This window comes from Lactiplantibacillus sp. 7.2.4 (assembly GCF_018991185.1).
GTDB lineage: Bacteria > Bacillota > Bacilli > Lactobacillales > Lactobacillaceae > Lactiplantibacillus > Lactiplantibacillus pentosus.
The window spans coordinates 1-22944 of the sequence record NZ_JAGYGS010000018.1 but is presented as its reverse complement, the minus strand read 5'-3'; the positions used below and the strand labels follow the sequence as shown (position 1 = coordinate 22944).

Below are 22944 nucleotides of genomic sequence, written 5' to 3'. Positions count from 1 at the left end.
AAAGAGCCGCGAAAGTCGCGTGCTCCTTTGTTTGTTCAACAACCGAATTAGTTCGTTTGTGCTTGTTTCAAGAAATAGCTGAATGGCTTCAAGTCTTGAGCATCGTACTTCTTGACGAATTCAGCAATCTTATCCTTATCTTGCCATGAATCGTCCAAGTACATGTGTTCCGTCGTAAATGGCATTGCGTGTGTTAACTTAACGTCAATTACGACTGGCTTGTCGGTCTTCTTGGCATCTTCAAGGGCTTGCTTGAATTCAGCCTTAGTCCGAACCGTGTAACCCACGGCACCATAGCCTTCACCGACTTTTGCCCAGTCAGTATCTGGCAAATCAACACCAGATAGTGGTTGATGGCTGTCGTCAGTTTGTTCAGCTTCGATAAAGCCTAACGTTTCGTTACTGAAGACCACGTTGATAACGTGCAAATTGTACTTGACTTGGGCCAAGATTTCTTCTGATAACATCGCGAAAGCACCGTCACCACTCAAACTGTAGACATCACGGTCTGGATAGTTAACTTTGGCAGCTAAAGCAGCTGGTACCCCAAAGCCCATCGTTGCGTAGATCCCAGAAGTCGCCCACTTTTGGTCCCCATGCATCCGAATCAAACGTTCGAAGTTAATGTTGACGTTACCAACATCAACGGCCCAAACGGCTTTGTCGCTGGCTTCTTCATTTAAAACATCAAAAATTGGTTCTGCCCGGACTGGTGATTCGGTACTGTCCTTCAAACCGTCCAACCAGTTATCCCAGTTTTGCTTGTCAGCAACCGCTGCGTTGTAGAATGCGGAGGCTTCACGGGCTTCACCAGCGGCGTTGATGGCAGCTAATGACTTCTTAGCGTCCGCTTCGATGGCAACATCGGTGTGGTGACGCTTACCAAACTTTTCGCTATCGATATCGATTTGAATAACTTTAGCTTTCTTGTTAAACAGGAAGATACTGAATGGCACGTTGTTCCCAACCCAGAGAATCAAGTCGGTACTGAAACCAATTTCGGCCCCTGGCTTTGGTGCGACCCGACCAGTTGAACCTAAGTAAGCTGGATAGTCATCTTCAATAATGCCCTTAGCCAAAACGGAAGAAACGAGTGGCATCTTGAATTTTTCAGAAGCAGCCTTCAATTCTTCGGCCGCATCCTTGGCACCAATCCCAAAGTAAATCATTGGTGACTTGGCGTCCTTGATCAACTTAACTGCATCAGCCACTGATTCAGCCGTTGGTGCTGGGTAGTTGACCGTGTGCAAGTTAGCATTGGTTTCGAAGTTGTCTTCGATTTCAGCCCAACCTAAGTCCTTAGGAATTGTTAAAACAGCGACACCGTTGTGGGCGTATGCTTGACGAATCGCTTCATCAGTCAACATTGGTAAGCTTTCAGCCGTCATTGCCGTCCGGTTCCAAACCGCAACGTCGTCAAAGATTGGTTCTTCGTTCATTGCTTGGAAGAAGTCCATGTTCATCCGCTTAGTTGGGACTTGTGCTACGATGGCTAACATTGGAATGCCATCTTCCTTAGCATCGTACAACCCATTCAGTAAGTGGACAGCACCAGGGCCAGCGGATCCAAAGCAGACACCGATTTTACCTGTCAGTTTATAATCAGCGGAAGCGGCGATCGCACCAGCTTCTTCGTGACGTACTTGAATGTACTTCAACGTTTCACGTTGATTATAGATGGCATTCATCGTTGAATCGAATGAACCACCGGGCAAACCATAAATATGTTTAACGCCCCACTTCTGAATTACTTGTAATACGGCATCTGAACCACTAATTTTAGCCATTAGTAATGTCCTCCTCATGTATATATAAATTAATTATCAACTTAACGACTTTATTGTAATCACGAATTCCACAAATGTAAACGCTTTTATCAATAGATTTTATCTATCATTGTGAATTTTGCTAAACCTTCTATCGGTTTACAAGCGTTCACATCAAGGGTTCAGGCGTTTTTTTGAATTTTAGATAAATTCGCCCATTTTTTTGAATTTTTTTGATTCATCCGTTGAAATCTATCTATGATTCATGCTAGCGCCAATGATTTCGCTTACATTTATTTCAGTAACAATCCGTTTAAATTGCTATCGCTAATTCCTGATTGCATGACTGTAGTATAGTCGCCATTTGCGGCCGTTAACTTGACGACCATCAAGTTTTAGGCAAGTTTTACGCATTGTGCTAGGTAATTTGTCAGCCAGAATTGTCATGAATCATGGCTAAATCATGACAATTTGGCGTCCTGTTCGTCAGCCGATGCGCGCCTTAGTCCGACCTCCGGGGCTGGCTGACAACGCTGGAACAGGGCGGACATCGATTTGAACTCACGCAGAACCCCACTGCGCAATTTCAAATACGAGTCTTCTTCTAGCCCGGGAAGACCACCCGGACAAGAAGAACTTCGCCCTTGAGCATTGTCAGCCAGCCCCTCCAGTCGGGAACCCACTCGAATGGCAGATGAACGGCCACCTATCTGGGTACAATTGACCACTGAATATTAAGTAACTGGTCCTTCAGGCTGAGGCTTATTCAGTACGAATGGTGACTGATAGCAATTAATTACTGAGAAGATTATCTGAATATTATTCGCCCATCACAAGATTACAAATTTCAATGTTAACTAGTGTTGAAATTTGTAGATAAAATGACCTTCGTTTAGAATTCGAGACTTTGCTATCTCAGTTGACTAGAGGAAATTCTGATAATTTCAGTGAAACTGTGTGTCCGAATTATTAAATTATGGTTTAGAAAGCTGAGCAATCGTTAGAAACCATTCGGATCGTTGAATGTCAAAATGACTGTCTACTAAGAACCAACGACCATGCCATCAAAAGTTGGGTCCGCACATGTCTGCCTTTCGAATACCATCCCGGCTGGAAGGTGTTTCTGACAATGCTAAGTGGTGAAATTTCACTTAGCAAGCGTTTTGTGCTTGGTTAGTGAAAGACCAGTATTTAAGACGTGGGTCGTCGGCTTAAATCTGTGTCCACCACGTTCCAGCGTTGTCAGAAATGCCTGTAAGCCGGTGTAGGACGTCTCCACAACAGCAAGTTTACGGTAACTCGCACTGTTTCCAGCGGGTCTCAGCTGGCAGCACTTGAACTTAGAAATTGTCATGATTTAACCATCTTTAAGGCTAAAGAATAACTAGCACAACGCGCAAGTTTTGATTTTTTGCGCTTAACTACTTTGATTTTTCAGGTCGCAGGTTACTTCATGATTAAAGCGTGCCATTGTGTCAGCCTACTGTTCATCGGCTGATTTGCATCCTCGTCCATCAAAAGGCTGGTACACATATGTCTGTTTTGATCATAGGTTACGCTAAATGACCACCATAGTTGCACGCAAAAAAATTGGCCGCCCTCCCCCAAAATGGGAATGACTGCCAATTTAACGAAACCCGCACCACACAAGTTTCAATAATATTCAAATCAATGATGAAGTACTGTCCATCATCAGACGTTTAGAATCCATAAGAAGATAATAAAGACGAAGAAGAGTACGTACATTAATGGGTGAACTTCCTTAGCATGCTTAGTGGCCACCATCGTAATGACATACGCGATAAAGCCCAATGCGATCCCGTCAGAAATACTGTAAGTCAGTGGCATCCCAATCACAGTCAAGAAGGCAGGGACGGCAATTTCAAACCGATCCCAATTGATTTGCTTCAAGGATTGCGCCATCAAGACCCCAACGATAATTAGAGCGGGTGCCGTAACTTGGTCCGTGACCACGTTTAACAATGGTGAGAAGAACAGTCCGAAGATGAATAGGGCACCGGTAACCACGGCACTCATCCCTGAGCGGCCACCCACGGCGATCCCAGCGGAAGATTCAACGTACGCTGAAGTTGGTGAAGTCCCCAGCACTGAACCGACTAACATGGAAGTCGAATCGGCCATCAAGGCTTTACCGACCCGCGGCATCTTGTTGTTTTTCATAAAACCAGCTTGTTCGGCTAAACCGACCAGCGTGCCGGCCGTATCGAAGAACGTGACTAATAAGAAAGTCAAAACGACAATGATTAATTGTAACGAATTAATGTCACCAATGTGCGCCAGTGCGACCCCAAAAGTTGGTTTTAATGAAGGGGCGCCTGAAACGATCGTCGACGGCATTTTAATTAAGCCAGTAACTAAGCCCAAGATTGACGTCAGCACCATCCCAATGAAAATCCCACCGGGCACTTTACGACTCATCAGAATCAACGTAACAATCAGACCAAAAATCGTCAACCAAGTCGTCCCAACGGTCAGTGAACCTAAGCCGACCACCGTGGACTTGTTCGCCACGATCAAACCACCACCGTGTAACCCGATGAAGGCGATAAAGAAGCCAATCCCTGCAGAAATTGCCAGCTTCATATCACGGGGAATCGCATCAATAATCATTTCCCGTAACTTAAAAATCGTAATGATAATGAAGATAACAGCGGCAATGAAGACGCCGGCAAGTGCGGTCTGCCATTTGACGCCCATCCCGATAACTACGGAATAAGTAAAGAAGGCGTTGACCCCTAAACCGGGCGCGATGGCGATGGGATACTTCGCCACTAACCCCATCAGTAAACACCCTAACGCTGAAGCCAAGGCCGTGGCGGTGAAGACCGCCCCTTTATCCATCCCGGATGCACCCAGGACACTTGGGTTAACAAATAGTATATAAGCCATTGAGACAAAAGTCGTCAATCCGGCCAAGACTTCCGTCCGCATTGACGTTTTCAATTCTGAAAAATTAAAATATGCCGCAATTTTATTCATGATTCCCTCCAGTTATTCGCCTTAAATGATAATTGCACATTTGTAAACGTTCGTGTTTACTCGTTCTTTTAACGTGTTTAATCGTATCATTATGTCCAATTAAATGCAATAATCGAACGATAAATAATTATCATTCGAATTAAATGCGATTTTCAATTCATTAAAGCTTGCGTTAAAATAAAGTTAATTAAAGCGTGTTCATTGTTTTAATGTCGGCTTTAGCCATCAGACCGAACCGCCATTATGCCATGTAACCACTTATCAAAATTTGATTTAAGAGGTGATTTGAATGGCTGGTTCCAAATTCACCGCAGTCTTCTTTTTGGTACTGTATGCAGTCTTACTCTACCTGGTCTTCACCATGCAAAACATGCTCGTCATGTATTTGATGGCCATCGGGATGTTCCTGGAAGCTTGCGAAGGCGTGTACCATAACTTTTTTAAACACTAAGTTAGCCGCAACGACCATTGGCTAGATCCACATTAGTCGTTGCAACTTTCATGAGTCTCGCTGCAGTCTCATTAGCACGATTCCGGGTTCAAACGGATCGTCCCCACAGCGAATACGTCCTGCTCACTTTGAATAGCAGTCCAAACACAATAGGCGCGACAAGAATTCAGTTATAAATTCCTGTCGCGCCTATGTTTTTCCTACTTACTATGATAACTTGCAGACGACTACTCACCTCAGTACCATTTAGATTCAGTAGAACCTAGTGAAGGACGGGGTGTGACTGCGGTTCGCCCAAGTCAGTGACCTGTTGACTAAACGTCTCCATCATCTGGAGGACTTGGTCGATTTGCGGTGCCCCTAACTGATTGACCCAGTGATCAAAATGTTGCGTGATTGCTTGATCGACGACCCGTTCAACTTGTTGCCCACGTTCCGTCAGATGCAGATATAGCCGACGTCGGTCACGTGGATCCGGTACTTGGAACACGTAATGCTGCATCAATAGCGACTTAACTTGCCGTGAAATCGCACTGCGCGTCACTTGCCGCTGAATGGCAATATCGTTGAGCGTCACGTCTTCAGTGGTCGCAATCCGCCGTAAAATCAAAAATTGTTCAAACGACAGCTTATTTTGACTTAATGGCCAAGCCACCAAGTCCATCATAATTTTAGTTGTATTTTGGTATGCCTCAAAATAATCATTTAGCAATTTGCTTAATTCGTCATTATTCATCGCGATCACCATCACTTCATTACTTTTGTTCGAATATATCACGCCTTTAACTATTTTGCATGTAATTACCCGCATTTCACATTGTTAAGCATCCTCCCTAACAATTTTCAGTGACTAAGTGTATGATTGAAGTATGATAAACCGCTTACGGAAACGGAGACGAAAACTATGCCTTTGACACCTTTACATCGCGTCGAATTACGCCTCATGCAAGTCGTTATTGATATTTGTGACGAAGAAAACATCGATTACTTTTTAATTGGCGGGTCGCTACTGGGTGCCATCCGCCATCACGGCTTCATCCCGTGGGACGATGACATCGACATTGGCATGCGACGTCGCGACTACCAGCGCTTTATCGCCGTCGCCAATCGTCACCTGGATCCGAACCAGTATTTTCTCCAAACGGGCGCCTCGGATCCAGATTACGCCCTCAGTTATATGAAGTTACTGGACGTCAACACTTATATCGAAGAAAAGAATAACGTCAATAATGCGTTCAAAGGCGTGTTCGTTGATATTTTTCCATTCGACAAGATTCCTGATGACGAGGCCTTACGCCGCTCACAGATGCTTCATTATAAGTTAACGGATGCCGCGATTTTGCTCAAACTCAACTATAATTTTGTCAAAACACCGCTACGCAACATCTTAAGCAAACACACGCCTGAACAGCTCGCCGAAGTCAACCGGCACAAGCAGGAACGCGAAGAATACATGCGCTTGTATGAACAATCAGACTCACGGACCTACAAAAACTTAGCGTCACAGTATGATTACGATAAAGAAATCATGTCCTATCGTGAATTAACTGAATTGACGACCGTGCCATTCGAGACACTTCAAGTTCACGTGCCAAAAGCTTATGATGCCGTGCTAACGCGGATGTACGGCGACTATATGCAATTACCACCAGCCGATAAACGAGTTGAAAAACATCTGAACAAACTAATTATCGATAATCACGAGATTTTATAACTGTCGCTAGCGTGGTTCAGGGTACTCGTTACTGCTGAACCACGCCCTTTTTAGTTACTGGCGCGTGGGTCAGATTTCTGTTCGTCAGCCGGTGCGCGCCTTATTCTGACCTCCGGGGCCGGCTGACAATTGCTGGAACGTAGCCGACGTCGATTTGAACTCACGCAGAAAATCACTGCGCAATTTCAAATACGAGTCTTATTCTAAGCCGGAAGAAAAACACTTCCGACTAAGAATAATTTGGCTACTGAGCATTGTCCGCCAGCCCCTCCAGTCGGGAAACCGCTCGAATGGCGGATGAACGACCACCTATCTGGGTACAATTGACCACTGAATGTTTAGTGGCCGTCCTTCAGATGAACTTTGAATTATATCGCTGCTGATTTACGTCATTTGTATACCGGTAAAATCACCTAAAAATAATTGCTTACCCCAATGAAAAATGGCCTTACAATTAGACGATAATAGTGCCAATTGCCTTCAAATCAGGCCTTCAGCCGCTCAGTCAACTATGAAGATTTTGCAAATGTTCAATATTATTGACGATTTCTAGAATTAAAATACGAGTAAAGCAACCTCAAAATTACTGAAAACCAGTCTTAAAGTTGATTGCCAAAACAACTGTTTACTAAGAATCAATGCCCAGTCCATTAAAAAGTTGCGTCCGCCCATGTCTGCCTTTCGAATACCATCCCGGCTGGAAGGCATTCTGGGCAAGGCCAAGTGCTTATCAGAGTGTGAGGTTCAGACGGGTTGGGACTGAGGATTAGCCTAGCTAGAGCGTTAAGCGGCGAACTTCCGCTTGGCGTTCTGGCGTAGCTAACCGGAAGTCCCAGTCTGACCCGAGCACGTTTCGCCCATATCGCAGCCAGCGTGAAAGACCAGTATTTAAGACGTGGGTTGTCGGCTTAAATCTGCGTCCACCACGTTCCGGCCATTGCCCAGAATGCCTGGAAGCCGGCCTAGGATGCGCCTACCACTGCAGGTTTACTTTAATTTGCCCTTATTTCCAGCGGGCTTGAGCTGGCGGTTTTGACCCTACAAACTAACGAACTTTAATCATACCCGGTCCATTTGCACCAACACCGCTAAAGACAAGTCGATTTAATCTTAATTTTCGAATATAACCTAGAAGCGCTAGCTAACGCTTGTACTAGTAAAATACTAATTTAACTAACCTCAACCTGTGTTAAACTAAAAATAATTACATGACTTTAACCTAATCGGGGTCAGGAATTCATTAAATGGGGGATCGCCATGGCAGCAAAATTATTTGGAATTATGATGATCAACGTTCAAAGTATTGAATTGTCGATTGTCAATTTAAGAACACTCCGCCAAGTCGAACGGGTTCGTTCCGACGTTTCACTTGGGGAAGATATTTACGATCAGCATACGATCGACTATGATTCAGTGGAACAGGCCGCACAAGCGTTGAGTGGCTTCGTGCAGATTATGAACGATTACGGGGTTAAGGACTACCATTTATGGGGATCGTGGTCTTTATCATCCGCCAATAACGCCGACTATATTCAAGACCAGTTACTCGTGCGCACGGGCCTCAAAATCGACTGGCTCTCCAGTAGTCAGGAAACTTATCTGCGCTCCGTCGCGATTGCCGTCCACTTTCCACGTTTTAAGGAAATGATTACGAAACCGACTTACCTCCTCGGAATCAATTCCGGGAGTGTCGGTATTTCACATTACGACCAGAGTAACTTTATTTATTCACGCAGTCTGCGCTTGGGACCCGTTCGGATTGCGGAAGTGCTGGAAAACTTGCAATCGAGTGTGCCTAATTATGTCGAAGTGCTTGATGATTACATCTCTAGTCAAATTATTGACTTCGGACGCTTCCTGCCTGGGCATCGCGACCAACCTAGTAACGTCGTGATGTTAGGTGTGGCACCCTTTGCGACCCTCTTTCGGCAACAACAATCCAAAGCCGGGGTCGAAGAACTCAGTAAGGCTGATTTTCAAGCACTATACGATGACGTCATCAACGCCTCGGATCAGTATTTAATGGATAAATACGAAGTCGACGAGGAAGATGTCCGCCTGATCGTGCCGGAACTACTGTTGATCAACGAACTACTTCAGCTCACGAATGCCGAAAAAATTTGGCTGGGTAACGTCACGGTCCTCGATGGCCTGATTATCCAAGAAGCCATTAAACTAGGATACAAGAAGTATAACTTCAACGACCAAATCGTTACCGCGGCCAAGAATATTGCCGACCGCTACAACGTTGAACCGAAGCATCGCGACCTGGTCACAAAGTTCTCATTACACCTATTCGACCAATTAAAGCCGCTGCACCACCTTGGCAAACGTGACCGGTTACTGCTGCAAGTTGCCGCTATCGTTCATGACGTGGGGAGTTATGTCGATCCACATCAACATTACCTACATTCAGACTACATCTTACAAGCAACTGAATTAATGGGTCTGACCGATACTGAAAAACGGATTGTCGCGCTGATTTCACGTTATCACAGCGCACAAACCCCTTCGAAAGATATTCGGCACTTTGCCAACTTGCAAGTCGAACAGCGGTTGTTAGTCTCGAAACTGTCAGCGATTTTACGGATTGCGGACGCACTCGATGATGGTCGCAAACAAAAAGTCGACAAAATCTCCGTTTCGATTCGTAATCCACGCGTCATCATCACCTGCTTTGCCCACGACGACCTGTTCTTAGAGAATTGGGTCTTCGCTCAAAAAGCAGCCTTTTTCAAAGAAGTCTTTGGTTTAACACCAGTCATCAAACAACGGGGGGTTCGTTAAAATGAATTATCACAAAGAAAGTTATTACACCAACCGTGAACTTAGCTGGCTTGATTTTAATTATCGTGTCTTGGATGAAGCCCGCGATAAGGACAATCCGCTCCTCGAACGGGTGCGCTTCTTAGGCATCACACAGAGCAACCTCGACGAGTTCTTCACGGTACGGGTCGCGTCATTACGCAAATTAATGTCGGTCAATTATACCAAGCCGGACCCGGCTGGACTGACCGCCGCTGATCAGGTCGCGGCCATTAACGACAAGGCGCATGAAATGGTCAAACGGCAATATAACACCTTGAATCGTTCCCTGTTGCCGTTACTAGAACAACACGACATTCACCTGTTGACGATGGCAGACTTAAATGAAGAACAACACACGTTTGTCAAAAATTATTTTGATGATGAACTCTACCCGGCGTTGACCCCAATGGCGGATGATTCTTCACGGCCCTTCCCATTCATTGGCAATAACACCTTAAATATTGCGCTACGGATTTATAAAAATGGTGATAAAAAGGACCGCAAATTTGCGACCGTCCAAGTCCCAGACGTCTTTCCACGGGTCGTTGTCTTACCTGGCAAACCCAATCAGTTTATTTTGATTGAAGAAATCATCAAGGCGTTTGTCGGTTCCCTATTTATCAACTATACGGTCAAGGAGACGAGCTGCTACCGGGTCATGCGGGATCTGGACTTAGACGTTGCTGAGGAAGATACGTCTGACCTGTTAAAAGAAGTCCAGAAACAACTGAAGATGCGTGAACGTGGTAAAGTGATGCGGCTGGAAGTTGAAAAAAGCATGAGTAAGCATCAACGGACTCGTTTGGCCAAAGCGCTTGGCATTAGTGAAAGTACCCTGTACGTCATCAACGGGCCACTCAACTTGACCTTCTTATCCAAGCTTGTGAAGGCAGTCCAGGGTCATGACGACTTGAACTACCCGAAATATCGTGCGTACTATCCGGCGAAATACCGTGAACGTTCGATTTTTGACCTCATCAAGGATCATGACATCTTGATGCAATATCCATATGATGATTTCAAACCCGTGGTCGATTTCATCCGCGAAGCTGCCGAAGATAACGATGTATTGGCCATTAAGATGACCTTGTACCGGGTCTCGGCGGACTCACCAATCATCAAGTACCTCGGACAAGCGGCGCAGAATGGCAAACAAGTCACGGTACTGGTCGAAGTCAAGGCCCGGTTTGATGAAGAAAACAACGTGCACTGGGCTAAAAAGCTTGAAGAAATGGGCTGTCACGTCATCTACGGTTTGATTGGCCTCAAGACCCACTGCAAGTTGGCGTTAGTCGTACGTCGTGAAAACGAAGGTATCAAGCGCTACATGCACATGGGAACTGGTAATTATAACGACGTCACCGCCCACTTTTATACCGATATGGGGCTGTTCACCGCGGATACTGACATGGGCATCGATGCCTCCAACATTTTCAACATGTTGTCCGGCTATTCGGAGCCTCCGTACTTCCACAAGCTGCACATCTCACCAGATGGCATTCGCGACTTCATCAACGAAAAACTTGACGATGAAATCGCGATTGCCAAGGCGGGACGGCCAGCTGTCGTTAAGATGAAGATGAACTCACTATCTGACCCGCAAATTATTAGCAAACTCTATGAAGCTTCCCATGCGGGCGTTAAAATTCAGCTGATTATTCGGGGCATCTGTTGCTTACGGACCGGCATCAAGGGCGTCTCAGATAATATCGAGGTCCACTCGATTATTGGCCGGTTACTGGAACATAGTCGAATCTACTACTTTAGTAATGACGGCGAACCGCAGATTTACCTATCGAGTGCGGACATGATGACACGGAACTTGAATCGGCGGGTGGAATTGCTCTTTCCACTGTTGCAACCCGAAATCAGTCACCGTGCGATGAACATTTTTGCGACGATGTGGGCCGATACCGTCAAGACCCGGATTTTACAACCAGACAATACGTACACGCGCGTTGATGGCCGGGGCCTAGAAGTGTTCGATTCACAAGCGACGTTTATTCAGGAAGCTGAACAAGCCGTCAAGGAGGACCACGGTGAAGCGACACCGACAAGTAACGCCCACCAGTTTATTCCCATGATGAGCCCTAAAAACGAACCAGACGCTTCAGATCTAGATAGAGAGGATGATTAGCAATGGAAAATTTCGCGGTCATTGACTTAGGTTCTAACTCGTGTCGAATGACGATTACGCAGATTCAAGAAGATGGCAGTTACACCGTGACGCACCGCTTAAAGGAGATGGTGCGGCTATCCGCTAACGAAAACGCGACGGACAAACCGACCTTACAACCAGATGCCATCGACCGCACCATTGCGGCCCTCAAATCCTTTGCAGCCGTTTACGAAACTTTGCCCAACCTAACGATTAAAGCAGTCGCCACGGCTGCGACCCGTAAAGCTAGTAATCAAAAGAAGTTCCTCAAGCGGGTCAAAAGTGAAGTCGGATTGGATATTGAAGTGATTCCGGGCACTACTGAGGCTTACTACGACTATCTCGGCGTTGTGAACACCCTGCCCACGACTAACTGTGTGATGGTCGATACTGGCGGTGGTAGCTGCGAACTCGTCTTGATCACCAATGGCCAGGCCAAGGAATTGATCAGCCTCCCGATTGGCGCGGTGAGCCTGTCTGAAAAATTTGGCCTCAATGACCAAGTCAGCGCGAGTCAGTTATTCCAAACGATGACCTTTGTTGATAAAATTTTTAATAGCGTTTGGTGGTTACGCAACGGCCTGAACTTGCCCCTCGTCTGCTTAGGTGGCAGTAACCGGACGTTAGCGAAAATCAACCGGCGCCAATGTAATATTTTGAATTTTGAGGATATTCATGGCTACCGACTGCGCGATAACGCGATTTACGACACGTTTAATACCGTCATCGCACAAGATGCGGCTGGTCGGGCTGCGATTCCGGGACTCGCCAAGGACCGGGCCGACATTATCGTCGGTGGTATGGTCCCCGCCATCAGTCTGATGCGTTTCTTAGACTCTGACCGGATGATTTTCTCCCAGAATGGCTTGCGTGAAGGAATCCTATTCGAACACTTAACCAACTTGGCTGAACAAAACGCAAAAGTTAGTGAGTAAGTTTTACTGACAATCCAAAAAAGATTATGCTAAGCTTAAAGCATCATTAAAGCAATCAATTATGACTCAAGGTCGTCTTTAAATGCTTGTATATCTTTGCCACGGAACCTCCGTTGACCAAGAAAAGCATCGTTTCACATCAGAAACGAGCTGGCCTTGATCACTGGAGGTTTTTATATGTCATCAAATTCAACTCAAATTACAACGCGGACCAAGGCCGCCATCTTTGGCGCAGCGAGTCTCGCCTTTTGCGGTATTCTAGTCGAAACGTCGATGAACGTGACGTTTCCGACACTCATGCGCCAGTTCAACACGTCACTCGAAACCGTGCAGTGGGTCACCACGGCTTACTTGTTAGCGGTCGCTGCGACGATGGTGATCACCGCCTTTATCCAAGCGCGTTTTCACTGGCAAACGATTATCAATGTTGGTGGTAGCGCCTTTGTGCTTGGTGGTTTGTTATGTGCCCTGGCGCCCTCACTATGGGTCTTGCTGCTAGGCCGGATTATTCAAGCAATTGGGACTGGCTTTGCACTGCCACTGGTCTTCGCACAAATCATGACCCAAATCCCGTTTGAATCCCAAGGCCGCTTCACGGGGACGGCAGGTATGCTAATCGCCCTGGCCCCTTCGCTTGGACCCACGTACGGCGGCTTAGTCACCCAACTCGCTTCTTGGCGCTTGATTTTTGGCATTACCCTACCATTTGGTCTAATCGCGTGGTTGGTCACTGCACAAGCCATCCAACAACCGCACGCGCCGCAACGGTTAGCTTTCCCAGGTAGCCAATTTATCCTCATCATCGTTGCTCTGGTCGGCCTGCTGTTTGGCGTCAACAACTTCAGCAGCCACGGTCTCAGTCTAATTTATGTCGGCTTGCCACTTCTCCTAGCGATTGTCGCTTTGATTGGCTTTATCATGATTGCTGCTCGAGCGTCACATCCGCTGATCAACCTGACCGTTTTCAAACAAGGCGACTTCACACACGCACTGCTGATTTACTTTTTGATTCAGTTCATTCAGATTGGGATGACCTTCCTCCTGCCGAACTTCGCCCAATTAGTCTTAGGTAAAAACGCCCTGATTTCAGGCCTCATGCTGCTGGCGGGTAGTCTCTGCGCCGCCATCATCTCGCCATTTGCTGGTAAATTGATGGACCAGCGAGGCGCACGGTTGCCGTTTTTCATCGGGAGTGGTTTCATCGTGCTCGCAACGTTAGGCTTGGCCTTAACCGCTCGTCACCTGTCAGTCGCATTGATTGTCGGTGGCTTCGTGATTTTCCAAATTGGATTTGCCTGTCTCTTCAACAACGCCTTGACTTATGGCTTACAACAACTGCCGCCACACTTGATTGGCGATGGTAACGCGCTGTTCAACACCTTGCAACAGTATGCGGGGTCACTGGGAACTGCCATCATGGCCGTCCTGATGACCTTTGGTGCCACCGTCTTCCCACACGCCGCCAGCAAGTTTCAAACCACGGTCGGGACTCAGATTGCACTCTGGTTTAGCCTGGTTGTCATCGTACTAGTGGCTGGACTCGCGCTGACTGTTAAACGCAATAAGCGGGCCTGATTAGGAACAGTCGCCGGATTGCCATCGGGTTGCGTGTTTATTCATTAACTGTGCTGGCTCCGATTCATCCGCTACTCGATTGTTTGTCAACGTTAAGCCAACGCTGACAAACAGATGATTCATCCATTCGCCATCAACACTGATTTGCTTAGGTTTTGTTTAAATCCATAAAAGGTTCTTTAAGGCTGATCTTGAAACTACTTCATTCCAGACACTTCCGCTAAGATAAGGGTAAGCAGATGACGAATTCCGTCACCTAAATCAGAAAAGGAGTGGTTGGCATGCGCTGGGAACCTTTCATGTTTATCTTATTACTGACAACGGTCAGTTGCCTAGTCATCTTAATTGCGACCCGTAACGCGAAGCAGCGTGGTTGGCGACTACTCGGACTCGCCTACCTATTCGGACTGAGCGTGATTTTATTCACACCACTGTCCGTTGATGGTCATTCACTGTACGTCATGCCAGCGGGCTTTGGTCAGGTCAACTTGACGCGGCTGTACTTCCATGGCGTTGGCTTTCTCGAAAACATCTTATTGACCATCCCATTAGGCTGGGGGCTCAAACGGCGCTTCCAACGACGCTCATTGATCAGCATCGGGATGGCCGGCCTATTGATTAGTGCCGGCATCGAGAGCTTACAATACTTCATGTCGCAGCACTGGCTCATCAATCGCAGTAGTGATATTAACGACGTTGTTGCCAATACGCTGGGGATTCTAATCGGTGCCGTCATTGCAATGATCGTGCACGCGGTCAGTCTGCGCAAGGGTCGGTTGGCAACGAATCAGTAAAAATGGCCACTAACTAAATCGGCATACAAAAAAGTCGCGACACGTCTTTTCACAAGTACGTGTCGCGACTTTTTTGATGCTGTGCTCAGGGGTCAAGGACCAAGCTTTACTGGTGTTACCCGCTGATACAGCTTGATCACTTAAGCTTTAGAATTGTCCTGACCGGCGTGGCGGGCTTGTTGGTCCTGATGCCAACTAGTCGGGCTCCAGAGCTGCCCTTCCATTGATCCGCGTAAGCTTTCGATTTCAGCTTGCTGGTCATCTAACACCTTGATGACACTATCGATGACGACTTGATTATCCGCCGTGCGCAGGTCTGTTAATGCTTGAATCGCCCAAGCAGTTTGGTCTTGTTCACTCATGTTGATGCGCTCCATTTCTATTCATTCTTTTTACATTGTACACAATTCACCATTCCTTACCAAATCATTTGCCTTTTCAAGTTTGATCCAAGTCGAATGGTAACTAGTTAAGTACCGTCCAATTGCAGTGGTCGCTAATCATTGACATTCCGGCGCCGACGCCACTTGCCGCGGGCCAATGTCACTCGCAATTGCAACTCAGGCAAGCATTGAGGTTAGTCTTCTTAGCCGAGTTGATGGCAAACAAAAAACGCCGCTACGAGTTGTAACGACGTTATGATGAAGGTTAGCCAACTGCTTGTTGGTCGTCATCATAGAGTTTTTGTTGAATTTCGCGTAATTCAGACTTACGCACTGAGCGAGGCAAAAATGCCCGAATATCTTCTTCGTTATACCCAATTTGGAGTCGCCGACCATCATAGATAATCGGCCGCTTGAGTAGCTGTGGTTTTTCAACTAATAGGTCTAGTAACTGATTAAAACCTAAGTCCGCCAAATCAATGTGCAATGCTTTAAAAGCCTTAGAACGCGTTGAAACGATGTCCTCGAAGCCATTTTCAGTGAGCCGGAGGATTTGTTTCAATTCATCGCGATCCAGAGGATTAGCAATAATGTCGCGTTCATTAAATGGAATGTTATTTTCAACTAACCATGCGCGCGCACTACGACTGGACTTGCTGGACGTTGAATAATATAAGTTTACTGTCACGATGAATTCCTCCTAAGTTTCAGTAAGGGCCATTACACCACTTACTTTTATATAGTAAGTATACGAGCTTAGTCAAGAATAGTCAAGGTTTGTCAGAACTTTTTTAATTAAGACTTTCTAAAGCTACGGGACATCCGATTAACCAATATTTTCCGGTAGTGGTTAGTAATGATGTCGACAAAAGCGGTATCTCTGAAGATACCGCTACAACCATTCATGACATTGAGCAACTGCCCGGGCTGGGATCGAACCAGCGACCTCTTGATTAACAGTCAATTATTCTACCGCTGAACTACCGGGCAATGTCTATGTCGTTATTTATACACGCTTTTTTGATAAAACACAAGCGTTTATTAAAATAATTCACACTAATTTCACATATTGATTTTATTTAATGGTCAAATGGAATACAAACCAAGCCACGACATGACGGTAAAGTCCTTATCGGCGACTAGCTTGGCAATCGTGCGGCGAATCTCTAATTCACTCAGAGTCGTTCTTAAATCAAAATAATAATCGCCCTGCTGGTTTTGCATCGTCAATTGCCACTGGCCCAGGTCTGCCCACTGCTCCGTATCTGGCAACGCAGCTTGGTGTTTGAATAGCACGTGAAAAGTTGGTTTCCAGGTATCTTGGTCATCACCGGTCACCTGAATCAAGCGGCAAACTTCGCGGTGGCAGCGCAATGCGGCGCGGGCACCAATCACGATTCCTAAGACGATCAGAGCGGCACCCAAGCCCAGACTAGTCAGTAAAATCCGCGTCAAAAGTGGTGTCGCCTGTAATTGAGAACTCAAGACGATTGCGGCACTCATCAGTAACCAGATGGCGAGCACCCAGCCATTCAGCCAATTCAGAGCGACGTCCCGCGCATGCCGATAAGCGGCTAACCGGTACTGGACATCATCATTGACCACCCGTTGCTCCGGTGTCACTGGGGAATAGACCACTGCCAAATCATCGTGAAAGACGTGGGTCGCGAACGGTTTAAAGACGGGGGTCATCAGGTCTAAGGTCGTCTTTGGCAAGTATTCAGCGACCACGTGCTTTGCAGTTGGCGTCGCTTCGAATTGGTACGTGCATCCATGAATGGCGGCGAGTTGATAGCCAGCGTCTGCTTGACGATTGAGCCAGGCGACTTCCGCAGCCGAGCCTTTTAAATAAAATCGGTGTTTTTGCATGGTGGGAATCCTCCATTTCTCAATGATATGACTCCCAATTATAATCAGATTGGTCTATTTTTCAAACATTCCTTAATCTTCGTTCAATACCGTTACTAACGCTTGTACAATCGACTTATTAATCTATTGGCGATGGTAGCCCTTACGCCATCAATCCGGATTGGTATGGGTGCAGCCGTCAAAAATCCAGCCAGATTGGCACTCCTGCCGGCTTTATTAAGTTTTTGATATTTATTCACAAATTTTCTTAAGCGTGCTAGACTCAAACTTGATGTTATCGATTTCAACAACTTGGAGGAACAACTATGTCTGCGCAATATATTATGGCTATCGATGAGGGGACCACCAGTACCCGGGCCATTATTTTCAATCACGCCGGTCAAAAGGTCGCCGAGGCCCAGCGTGAATTTCCACAATACTTTCCCCAACCTGGCTGGGTCGAACACAATGCGACTGAAATCTGGAACGCCGTCTCATCAACGATTGCGGACGTGCTCATCTCAGCCGACTTAAAACCCAATCTAATTAAAGCCATTGGCATCACGAATCAGCGGGAAACAACGGTCGTTTGGGACAAACAAACCGGACTTCCGATTCACAACGCGATCGTCTGGCAGTCCCGGCAAACTGCCCCACTGGCTGAACAACTTATCGCCGACGGATACGGGGACCTGATTCATCGCCACACGGGTCTGGTGACCGACGCCTACTTCTCGGCTACCAAAATTCGGTGGATCTTAGACCATGTTCCGGGCGCCCAACGACGAGCGGAAAGGGGCGAACTGCTCTTTGGGACGATTGACACTTGGTTAGTCTGGAAACTCACTGGGGGGACGACGCACGTCACCGACTACACGAATGCGAGTCGGACGATGCTATTCAACATTCACGACCTTCAATGGGATCAGACGATTCTAGATCTGTTGCGAATTCCAACTGCTATGTTGCCAACGGTGCGCTCTAACTCTGAAATTTACGGCACAACCAAGGATTACTTGCTGTATGGCAGCCAAATTCCAATCAGTGGGATGGCCGGTGACCAGCAAGCCGCCTTATTTGGTCAAATGGCGTTTGAACCCGGCATGGTCAAGAATACATACGGCACTGGCGCCTTCACCGTGATGAATCTCGGCCAACAACCGCAACTTTCCGACCACAATCTCCTAACCACGATTGCTTACGGTCTCAACGGCGAAGTCAATTACGCCCTGGAAGGCTCGATTTTTGTTGCCGGTTCCGCGATTCAGTGGCTCCGCGACGGCATGCAACTGATTGAAACGGCCCCTGAATCTGAAACGCTAGCCCGTCAAGCCACTAGTCACGACGAAGTCTATGTCGTCCCCGCCTTCACTGGTTTAGGCGCGCCGTACTGGGATTCTGAGACTCGTGGCGCCGTCTTTGGTTTGACCCGCGGCACGACCCGGGCTGATTTTGTCAAAGCGACGCTCCAATCACTGGCCTATCAATCCCGCGACGTCATCGACACGATGAAACACGACGCCCACATCACCATGCCAACACTGATGGTCGATGGCGGTGCGACCCGTAATGACTGGCTGATGCAATTTCAGGCGGACATCTCGAACGTCGAAATCATTCGGGCCGCTGACTTGGAAACCACAGCGCTCGGGGCCACCTTTTTAGCGGGGCTCGCAGTCGGCTATTGGCAAGACTTAGCTGAAATCAAAGCCATTCACCAAGCCGGCCACGTTTTCAAGCCCCAGATGTCTGAAGAACAACGCACGACGCTCTACCAGGGCTGGCAAACGGCCGTGAAAGCGGCGCAATTATTTAAACACTAACCAGAAATCGGCGTCCCAACATCAATTGCAATCACTGATGTTGGAACGCCGATTTTCATTTGACCACAGCCCCCATATGTATACCGGCCAAATTAATTATAATTGCAAGTCATCCACCCGCCTGAAGGACCGGCTGAGCGCGAATAATAGGAACACCACGGCGTCGAATACACCGAATAAGAAGAGAAAGAGTCGTAAATCGAAGCGGTCGGCTAGGTAGGCAAAGGCGATTGAACCTAACGGGAGCGTAATGGAGACCAGGGTATAAAAGCTAGTCATGACCTTACCAAGTTGATCTGCGGCCACACTGGCTTGAATCATTGGCGTTTCATACACTTGGGTCAAGCCTAAGAAAATAAAGCTTCCTAAATAGACCACCGCAAACGCCCAAAATTGATTGAATGCGACGACCGTCAAGAACATGAATATCGTACAACCTAGATTGCCAATCAGGTAAGCAACGCGAACCGACAATCGTTTTAAACTGCGGTATAACAACGTCATCCCCACTAACGTCCCGACTGCGGACATTGATTCCAGAATCCCATAATAGATTGAACCACCAAAGTGCCGGCCAAATAATACCACGTACGTGTTCAACCCACCGAAAAAGAAGTTCAAAACGGCACTGGAAAACGTCAATAAGCCCAATAATCGATTTTTCGAAATGATTTTGAAGCCGACCAGTACTTGTTGAAAATAAGGTTCAGACGTTTCAGCAGGTTGGTGGTGCGGCTCGTGCACCTTGATTCGATTAAACGTCAGGACCGTCACGACGAAGGTGGCTGCATCCGCAATAAGGATTCCGAGTACCGACAACAGCCCAATCAAGAACCCCGACAACGCGTTAAACACATAGTCAGTCCCCTTGTAAGCAATCGACATGTATTCCTGTGCCTGGACTAGTTCATCCTTTTTGACAATCAACGGCACCAAGGCGTCTTGAATGGGATAGGCCAAGGAGCCGAACAACGCTGCGACGAAGACCAAAATGACGTAGACGCCCGCTACCTTCACGTGCGCCAGCAATGCCGCAATCAATAATACGACGACCACTAATTGTGAGAACTCAACGGCCACCAGCAATCGACGCTTGGAATGCTTGTCGATCGTACTCCCAAATAAAAACAGTAGAATGCCTGGCAACACAATGGCTGCGTTCATGATGCCAATCCACAAGGCACTATCGGTTAATTTGAGAATAAACCAGTTCATCGCAATCATGTAAATACTATCGCCGGCATTACCGATGGCCCGCCCAAAGACCAGTTTACTAAAATTCGGATTGATCAATCGTCATTCCCCCTCTCAAAAAATGATTATGTTTGCCGGATACTGCCAATTGACTATTGCACCAACAGCGTTTGCTCACAACGGACAGTTATGCCGGTTGAATCTGGTTCGCGTCTGAAACGCTAAAACAAGCATCAGCTTGAATTGGCAGAATCACGCTTGCTTTAAATTATAATACAATGAGAGTTTTTTGAATAACTAATTTTATTTTAACTTAAAAACTTATTCGTCGATGTTATTAGTTGTCACAAGATCATCGAAGTCATTCATCATCAGCCTGGAAAGCTTCGCCAATAAACGCCATCGTCTCTGCCGCTTCCTCTCAGTGCTCATACAGCATGCCCAAAAGCCACGCCATCGATTCAACTTCGATGACGTGGCTTTCAAACGCTTAATTTATAGTCTATTCAATACTGATTCATATCGCTTAGTCGCAACAAGTTGCCCCCGTTAACTAGTGATCTAGTTCCGGCAAGAACCCCTGTCGACGCGCAATATTCAAGAATTCCCGACGTTTGGCCGCTGAATGGGTTGCTTCGGCCGTCATGTGGGCTAAATGTTCGGTCCGAGCATGACTGCTACGATGTTGGTAATACTGATTCAACACGCCATCAAAACGAGTCAACTCGTCTTGATACGTGGTCGGTTCTGCATATTGATCCTTAAACAATACTGCTGAAAGACCTAGCCGGGGCTTCACTTCTGGCACGTCAGCCGGATGTCCCAACTGCAAGCCAAATACTGGCAAGGTCAAGTCGGGCAACTTCAACGCGTCAATGACCGCTTGCGTATCATTGTTGATCGACCCTAGCACGACCGTCCCGAGTCCGAGACTTTCGGCCACCATCACCATTGCCGCGGTCATCAGCGTGGCATCTTCAATACTGCCGACGAACCGATCAAACTCACTGAGCGCTTGGCGCGTGGTTGCGCCCGGTGCCAACTGAACGTTACGGTGCTGGTCCGCTAATACCACGAATAGTCGGCCATGTTCGCCGACCGTTGGCATCGTGGTAATCTCAGCTAATTGCTGCCGCAATGCTGGTTTGGTAATTTCAATCAAGCTATACGCTTGTAAATACTGACTAGTCGGCATCCGTTGTGCCATCGTGATAATTTCGGCTAACTGGTCATCACTGACGGGTTCATCCGTGAACAGCCGCCGAGTCCGGTGGTCTTGTAAGGTTTCAATCACACTTCTTGCCACTTAATATCGCTCCTGTTCTTGCTGAAGTTCTTGGGCCCAACTGGTTAATTGGGGTAAAACGTCTAAATTCAAATTAAAAACGATGCGCTGACACACTTGGTCAAGTTGGATACTCCGAAATAAGGGATAGCGGGTCCGTCCCTGATCTTGGACCATCATGACACTGAGCGTTGTCAACTCGTCTAACGCCGTTTCTAACAACGTCATTTCACTCTTCGGGAAGTACTCGCGCCGCAGTTCTGGCGCATCTAGGGAACACCCCGCCAAACGCTCGATTTCTGGGCGCGTTAATAATAAACTTTCCGAATGCTCACTGATTAGCCGTGTCAAGATTTGAACGGTCAACCGTGATTCAAAGCCGTTGCGAAACCGAAAACGCGTCTGAAAATGATTCTGAATAAATTGTAATAATGATTCGGTCACGGCTCACCCTCCTATGCACGCTTAACGATAATACCACGGATTTTTTGATTTGTAAGTTATTTTCCCCGCCCAACGGCACCAAAAAAAGTCGTCACAAGCATAACGCTGTCTGCTTGTGGCGACTCTCCTTAGGTTCTGATTTAAATTAGCATCGAGTGGTTGAATGTCCTGTAACGCAGCGTTTGAAGCGACTCATTCAACACGCTGTCACCCATCATGATGCCCTTAAATTGCTACCAGTAATGCACTGAACGATGGTGTGTTTCGTTTAACCAATATGGTTTTCTTTCAAAATCATATCGACTTCTTCTTGCATTTCCGGTGTCTTCGTCCATTCTTCCCAATGATCCATACTCTCATCCGGGATTGTAAAGGTTTCGTTAATGTACTGCTCATATTTCACCACGTGGGTCGAATGTGGAATATTCAACTGCAAGATTCGGACCTGCTTAATGAATCCCCGTTCAGCAGCTAGTTCGGCACGACCATTCATCAACATATTGCCAATTTCCATGTAAGTTGTCCCGTCATTACGGGTAATTTCTTGAATCAAATCTAACACTTCATGATTTTTCAACTGTCATCCCTCACTTCAAACTTTAGTATAGCGAGGGCCAGCGACGGTGTCAAAGCCCACTTACTTAGTGGATTCCTGTTCGTCAACCGATGCGCGTCCTAGTTCGCCTTCCGGGGCTGGCTGAGAACGCTGGAACAGGGCGGACATCGATTTGAACTCACGCAGAAACCCACTGCGCAATTTCAAATG

The 22944-nt window shown here is 46.9% G+C and carries 18 protein-coding genes and 1 tRNA gene; 8 read left to right on the top strand and 11 right to left on the bottom strand.

What is annotated here, in order from left to right; translation table 11 throughout:
• Positions 1–47: 47 nt before the first annotated feature.
• Complete coding sequence (spxB, locus tag KGF70_RS07730; protein WP_003637922.1) at positions 48–1787, bottom strand: pyruvate oxidase; 1740 nt, start codon at positions 1785–1787, stop codon at positions 48–50.
• A 1671-nt stretch (positions 1788–3458) separates the two neighbouring features.
• The gene (locus KGF70_RS07725) at positions 3459–4766 is read right to left on the bottom strand and encodes an NCS2 family permease (RefSeq protein ID WP_209040882.1); all 1308 of its coding nucleotides are present in this window, start codon (positions 4764–4766) and stop codon (positions 3459–3461) included.
• A gap of 289 nt (positions 4767–5055) precedes the next feature.
• On the opposite strand from KGF70_RS07725, the gene KGF70_RS07720 reads away from it, so the two are divergent.
• Complete coding sequence (locus KGF70_RS07720) at positions 5056–5217, top strand: hypothetical protein (protein ID WP_216768258.1); 162 nt, start codon at positions 5056–5058, stop codon at positions 5215–5217.
• Between the two features lie 262 nt (positions 5218–5479).
• On the opposite strand, the gene KGF70_RS07715 is transcribed toward KGF70_RS07720, so the two are convergent.
• Positions 5480–5953, bottom strand: a complete 474-nt coding sequence (locus KGF70_RS07715; RefSeq protein WP_050339291.1) for a MarR family winged helix-turn-helix transcriptional regulator — start codon at positions 5951–5953, stop codon at positions 5480–5482.
• 168 nt (positions 5954–6121) lie between these two features.
• Here KGF70_RS07715 and KGF70_RS07710 point away from each other — a divergent pair, with 168 nt between their 5' ends.
• The 6 genes from KGF70_RS07710 (at position 6122) to KGF70_RS07685 (ending at position 15201) form a co-directional block, all read left to right on the top strand.
• Complete coding sequence (locus KGF70_RS07710; protein WP_120768016.1) at positions 6122–6931, top strand: phosphorylcholine transferase LicD; 810 nt, start codon at positions 6122–6124, stop codon at positions 6929–6931.
• Positions 6932–8188: 1257 nt separating this feature from the next.
• Positions 8189–9718, top strand: a complete 1530-nt coding sequence (locus KGF70_RS07705; protein ID WP_050339090.1) for an HD domain-containing protein — start codon at positions 8189–8191, stop codon at positions 9716–9718.
• A gap of 1 nt (position 9719) precedes the next feature.
• Positions 9720–11876 carry an RNA degradosome polyphosphate kinase gene (locus tag KGF70_RS07700; protein ID WP_216768256.1) on the top strand — a complete coding sequence of 719 codons (2157 nt, stop codon included), beginning with the start codon at positions 9720–9722 and terminating at the stop codon, positions 11874–11876.
• A gap of 2 nt (positions 11877–11878) precedes the next feature.
• Positions 11879–12832: an exopolyphosphatase gene (gene ppx, locus KGF70_RS07695; RefSeq protein WP_003637915.1), complete on the top strand. Its 954-nt coding sequence runs from the start codon at positions 11879–11881 to the stop codon at positions 12830–12832.
• Between the two features lie 177 nt (positions 12833–13009).
• Positions 13010–14407, top strand: coding sequence for a DHA2 family efflux MFS transporter permease subunit (locus tag KGF70_RS07690; protein WP_216768255.1), 1398 nt, complete (start codon positions 13010–13012; stop codon positions 14405–14407).
• 281 nt (positions 14408–14688) lie between these two features.
• The gene (locus tag KGF70_RS07685) at positions 14689–15201 is read left to right on the top strand and encodes a VanZ family protein (RefSeq protein WP_216768253.1); all 513 of its coding nucleotides are present in this window, start codon (positions 14689–14691) and stop codon (positions 15199–15201) included.
• Positions 15202–15341: 140 nt separating this feature from the next.
• Here KGF70_RS07685 and KGF70_RS07680 read toward each other — a convergent pair whose 3' ends face one another.
• The 4 genes from KGF70_RS07680 to KGF70_RS07665 form a co-directional block, all read right to left on the bottom strand.
• On the bottom strand, positions 15342–15563 hold the full coding sequence (locus tag KGF70_RS07680) for a hypothetical protein (RefSeq protein WP_003637912.1): 222 nt from the start codon (positions 15561–15563) through the stop codon (positions 15342–15344).
• A 286-nt stretch (positions 15564–15849) separates the two neighbouring features.
• Entirely contained in the window at positions 15850–16272 is a 423-nt protein-coding gene (locus tag KGF70_RS07675; RefSeq protein WP_003637911.1) for a Spx/MgsR family RNA polymerase-binding regulatory protein, read from the bottom strand.
• A 230-nt stretch (positions 16273–16502) separates the two neighbouring features.
• A tRNA-Asn gene (locus tag KGF70_RS07670) sits at positions 16503–16574 on the bottom strand.
• Positions 16575–16670: 96 nt separating this feature from the next.
• Positions 16671–17453, bottom strand: coding sequence for a hypothetical protein (locus tag KGF70_RS07665; protein ID WP_216768251.1), 783 nt, complete (start codon positions 17451–17453; stop codon positions 16671–16673).
• Between the two features lie 305 nt (positions 17454–17758).
• Here KGF70_RS07665 and glpK point away from each other — a divergent pair, with 305 nt between their 5' ends.
• Positions 17759–19255, top strand: coding sequence for a glycerol kinase GlpK (glpK, locus tag KGF70_RS07660; protein ID WP_216768250.1), 1497 nt, complete (start codon positions 17759–17761; stop codon positions 19253–19255).
• Between the two features lie 96 nt (positions 19256–19351).
• Here glpK and KGF70_RS07655 read toward each other — a convergent pair whose 3' ends face one another.
• The 4 genes from KGF70_RS07655 to KGF70_RS07640 all read right to left on the bottom strand — a co-directional run bounded on the left by KGF70_RS07655 (position 19352) and on the right by KGF70_RS07640 (position 22755).
• Positions 19352–20548: an MFS transporter gene (locus tag KGF70_RS07655; RefSeq protein WP_216786428.1), complete on the bottom strand. Its 1197-nt coding sequence runs from the start codon at positions 20546–20548 to the stop codon at positions 19352–19354.
• 454 nt (positions 20549–21002) lie between these two features.
• Positions 21003–21755, bottom strand: a complete 753-nt coding sequence (locus tag KGF70_RS07650) for a nitroreductase family protein (protein ID WP_216768247.1) — start codon at positions 21753–21755, stop codon at positions 21003–21005.
• Positions 21756–22178, bottom strand: coding sequence for a hypothetical protein (locus KGF70_RS07645; RefSeq protein WP_056952497.1), 423 nt, complete (start codon positions 22176–22178; stop codon positions 21756–21758).
• A 268-nt stretch (positions 22179–22446) separates the two neighbouring features.
• Complete coding sequence (locus tag KGF70_RS07640) at positions 22447–22755, bottom strand: hypothetical protein (RefSeq protein WP_003637905.1); 309 nt, start codon at positions 22753–22755, stop codon at positions 22447–22449.
• Between the last annotated feature and the right edge of the window lie 189 nt (positions 22756–22944).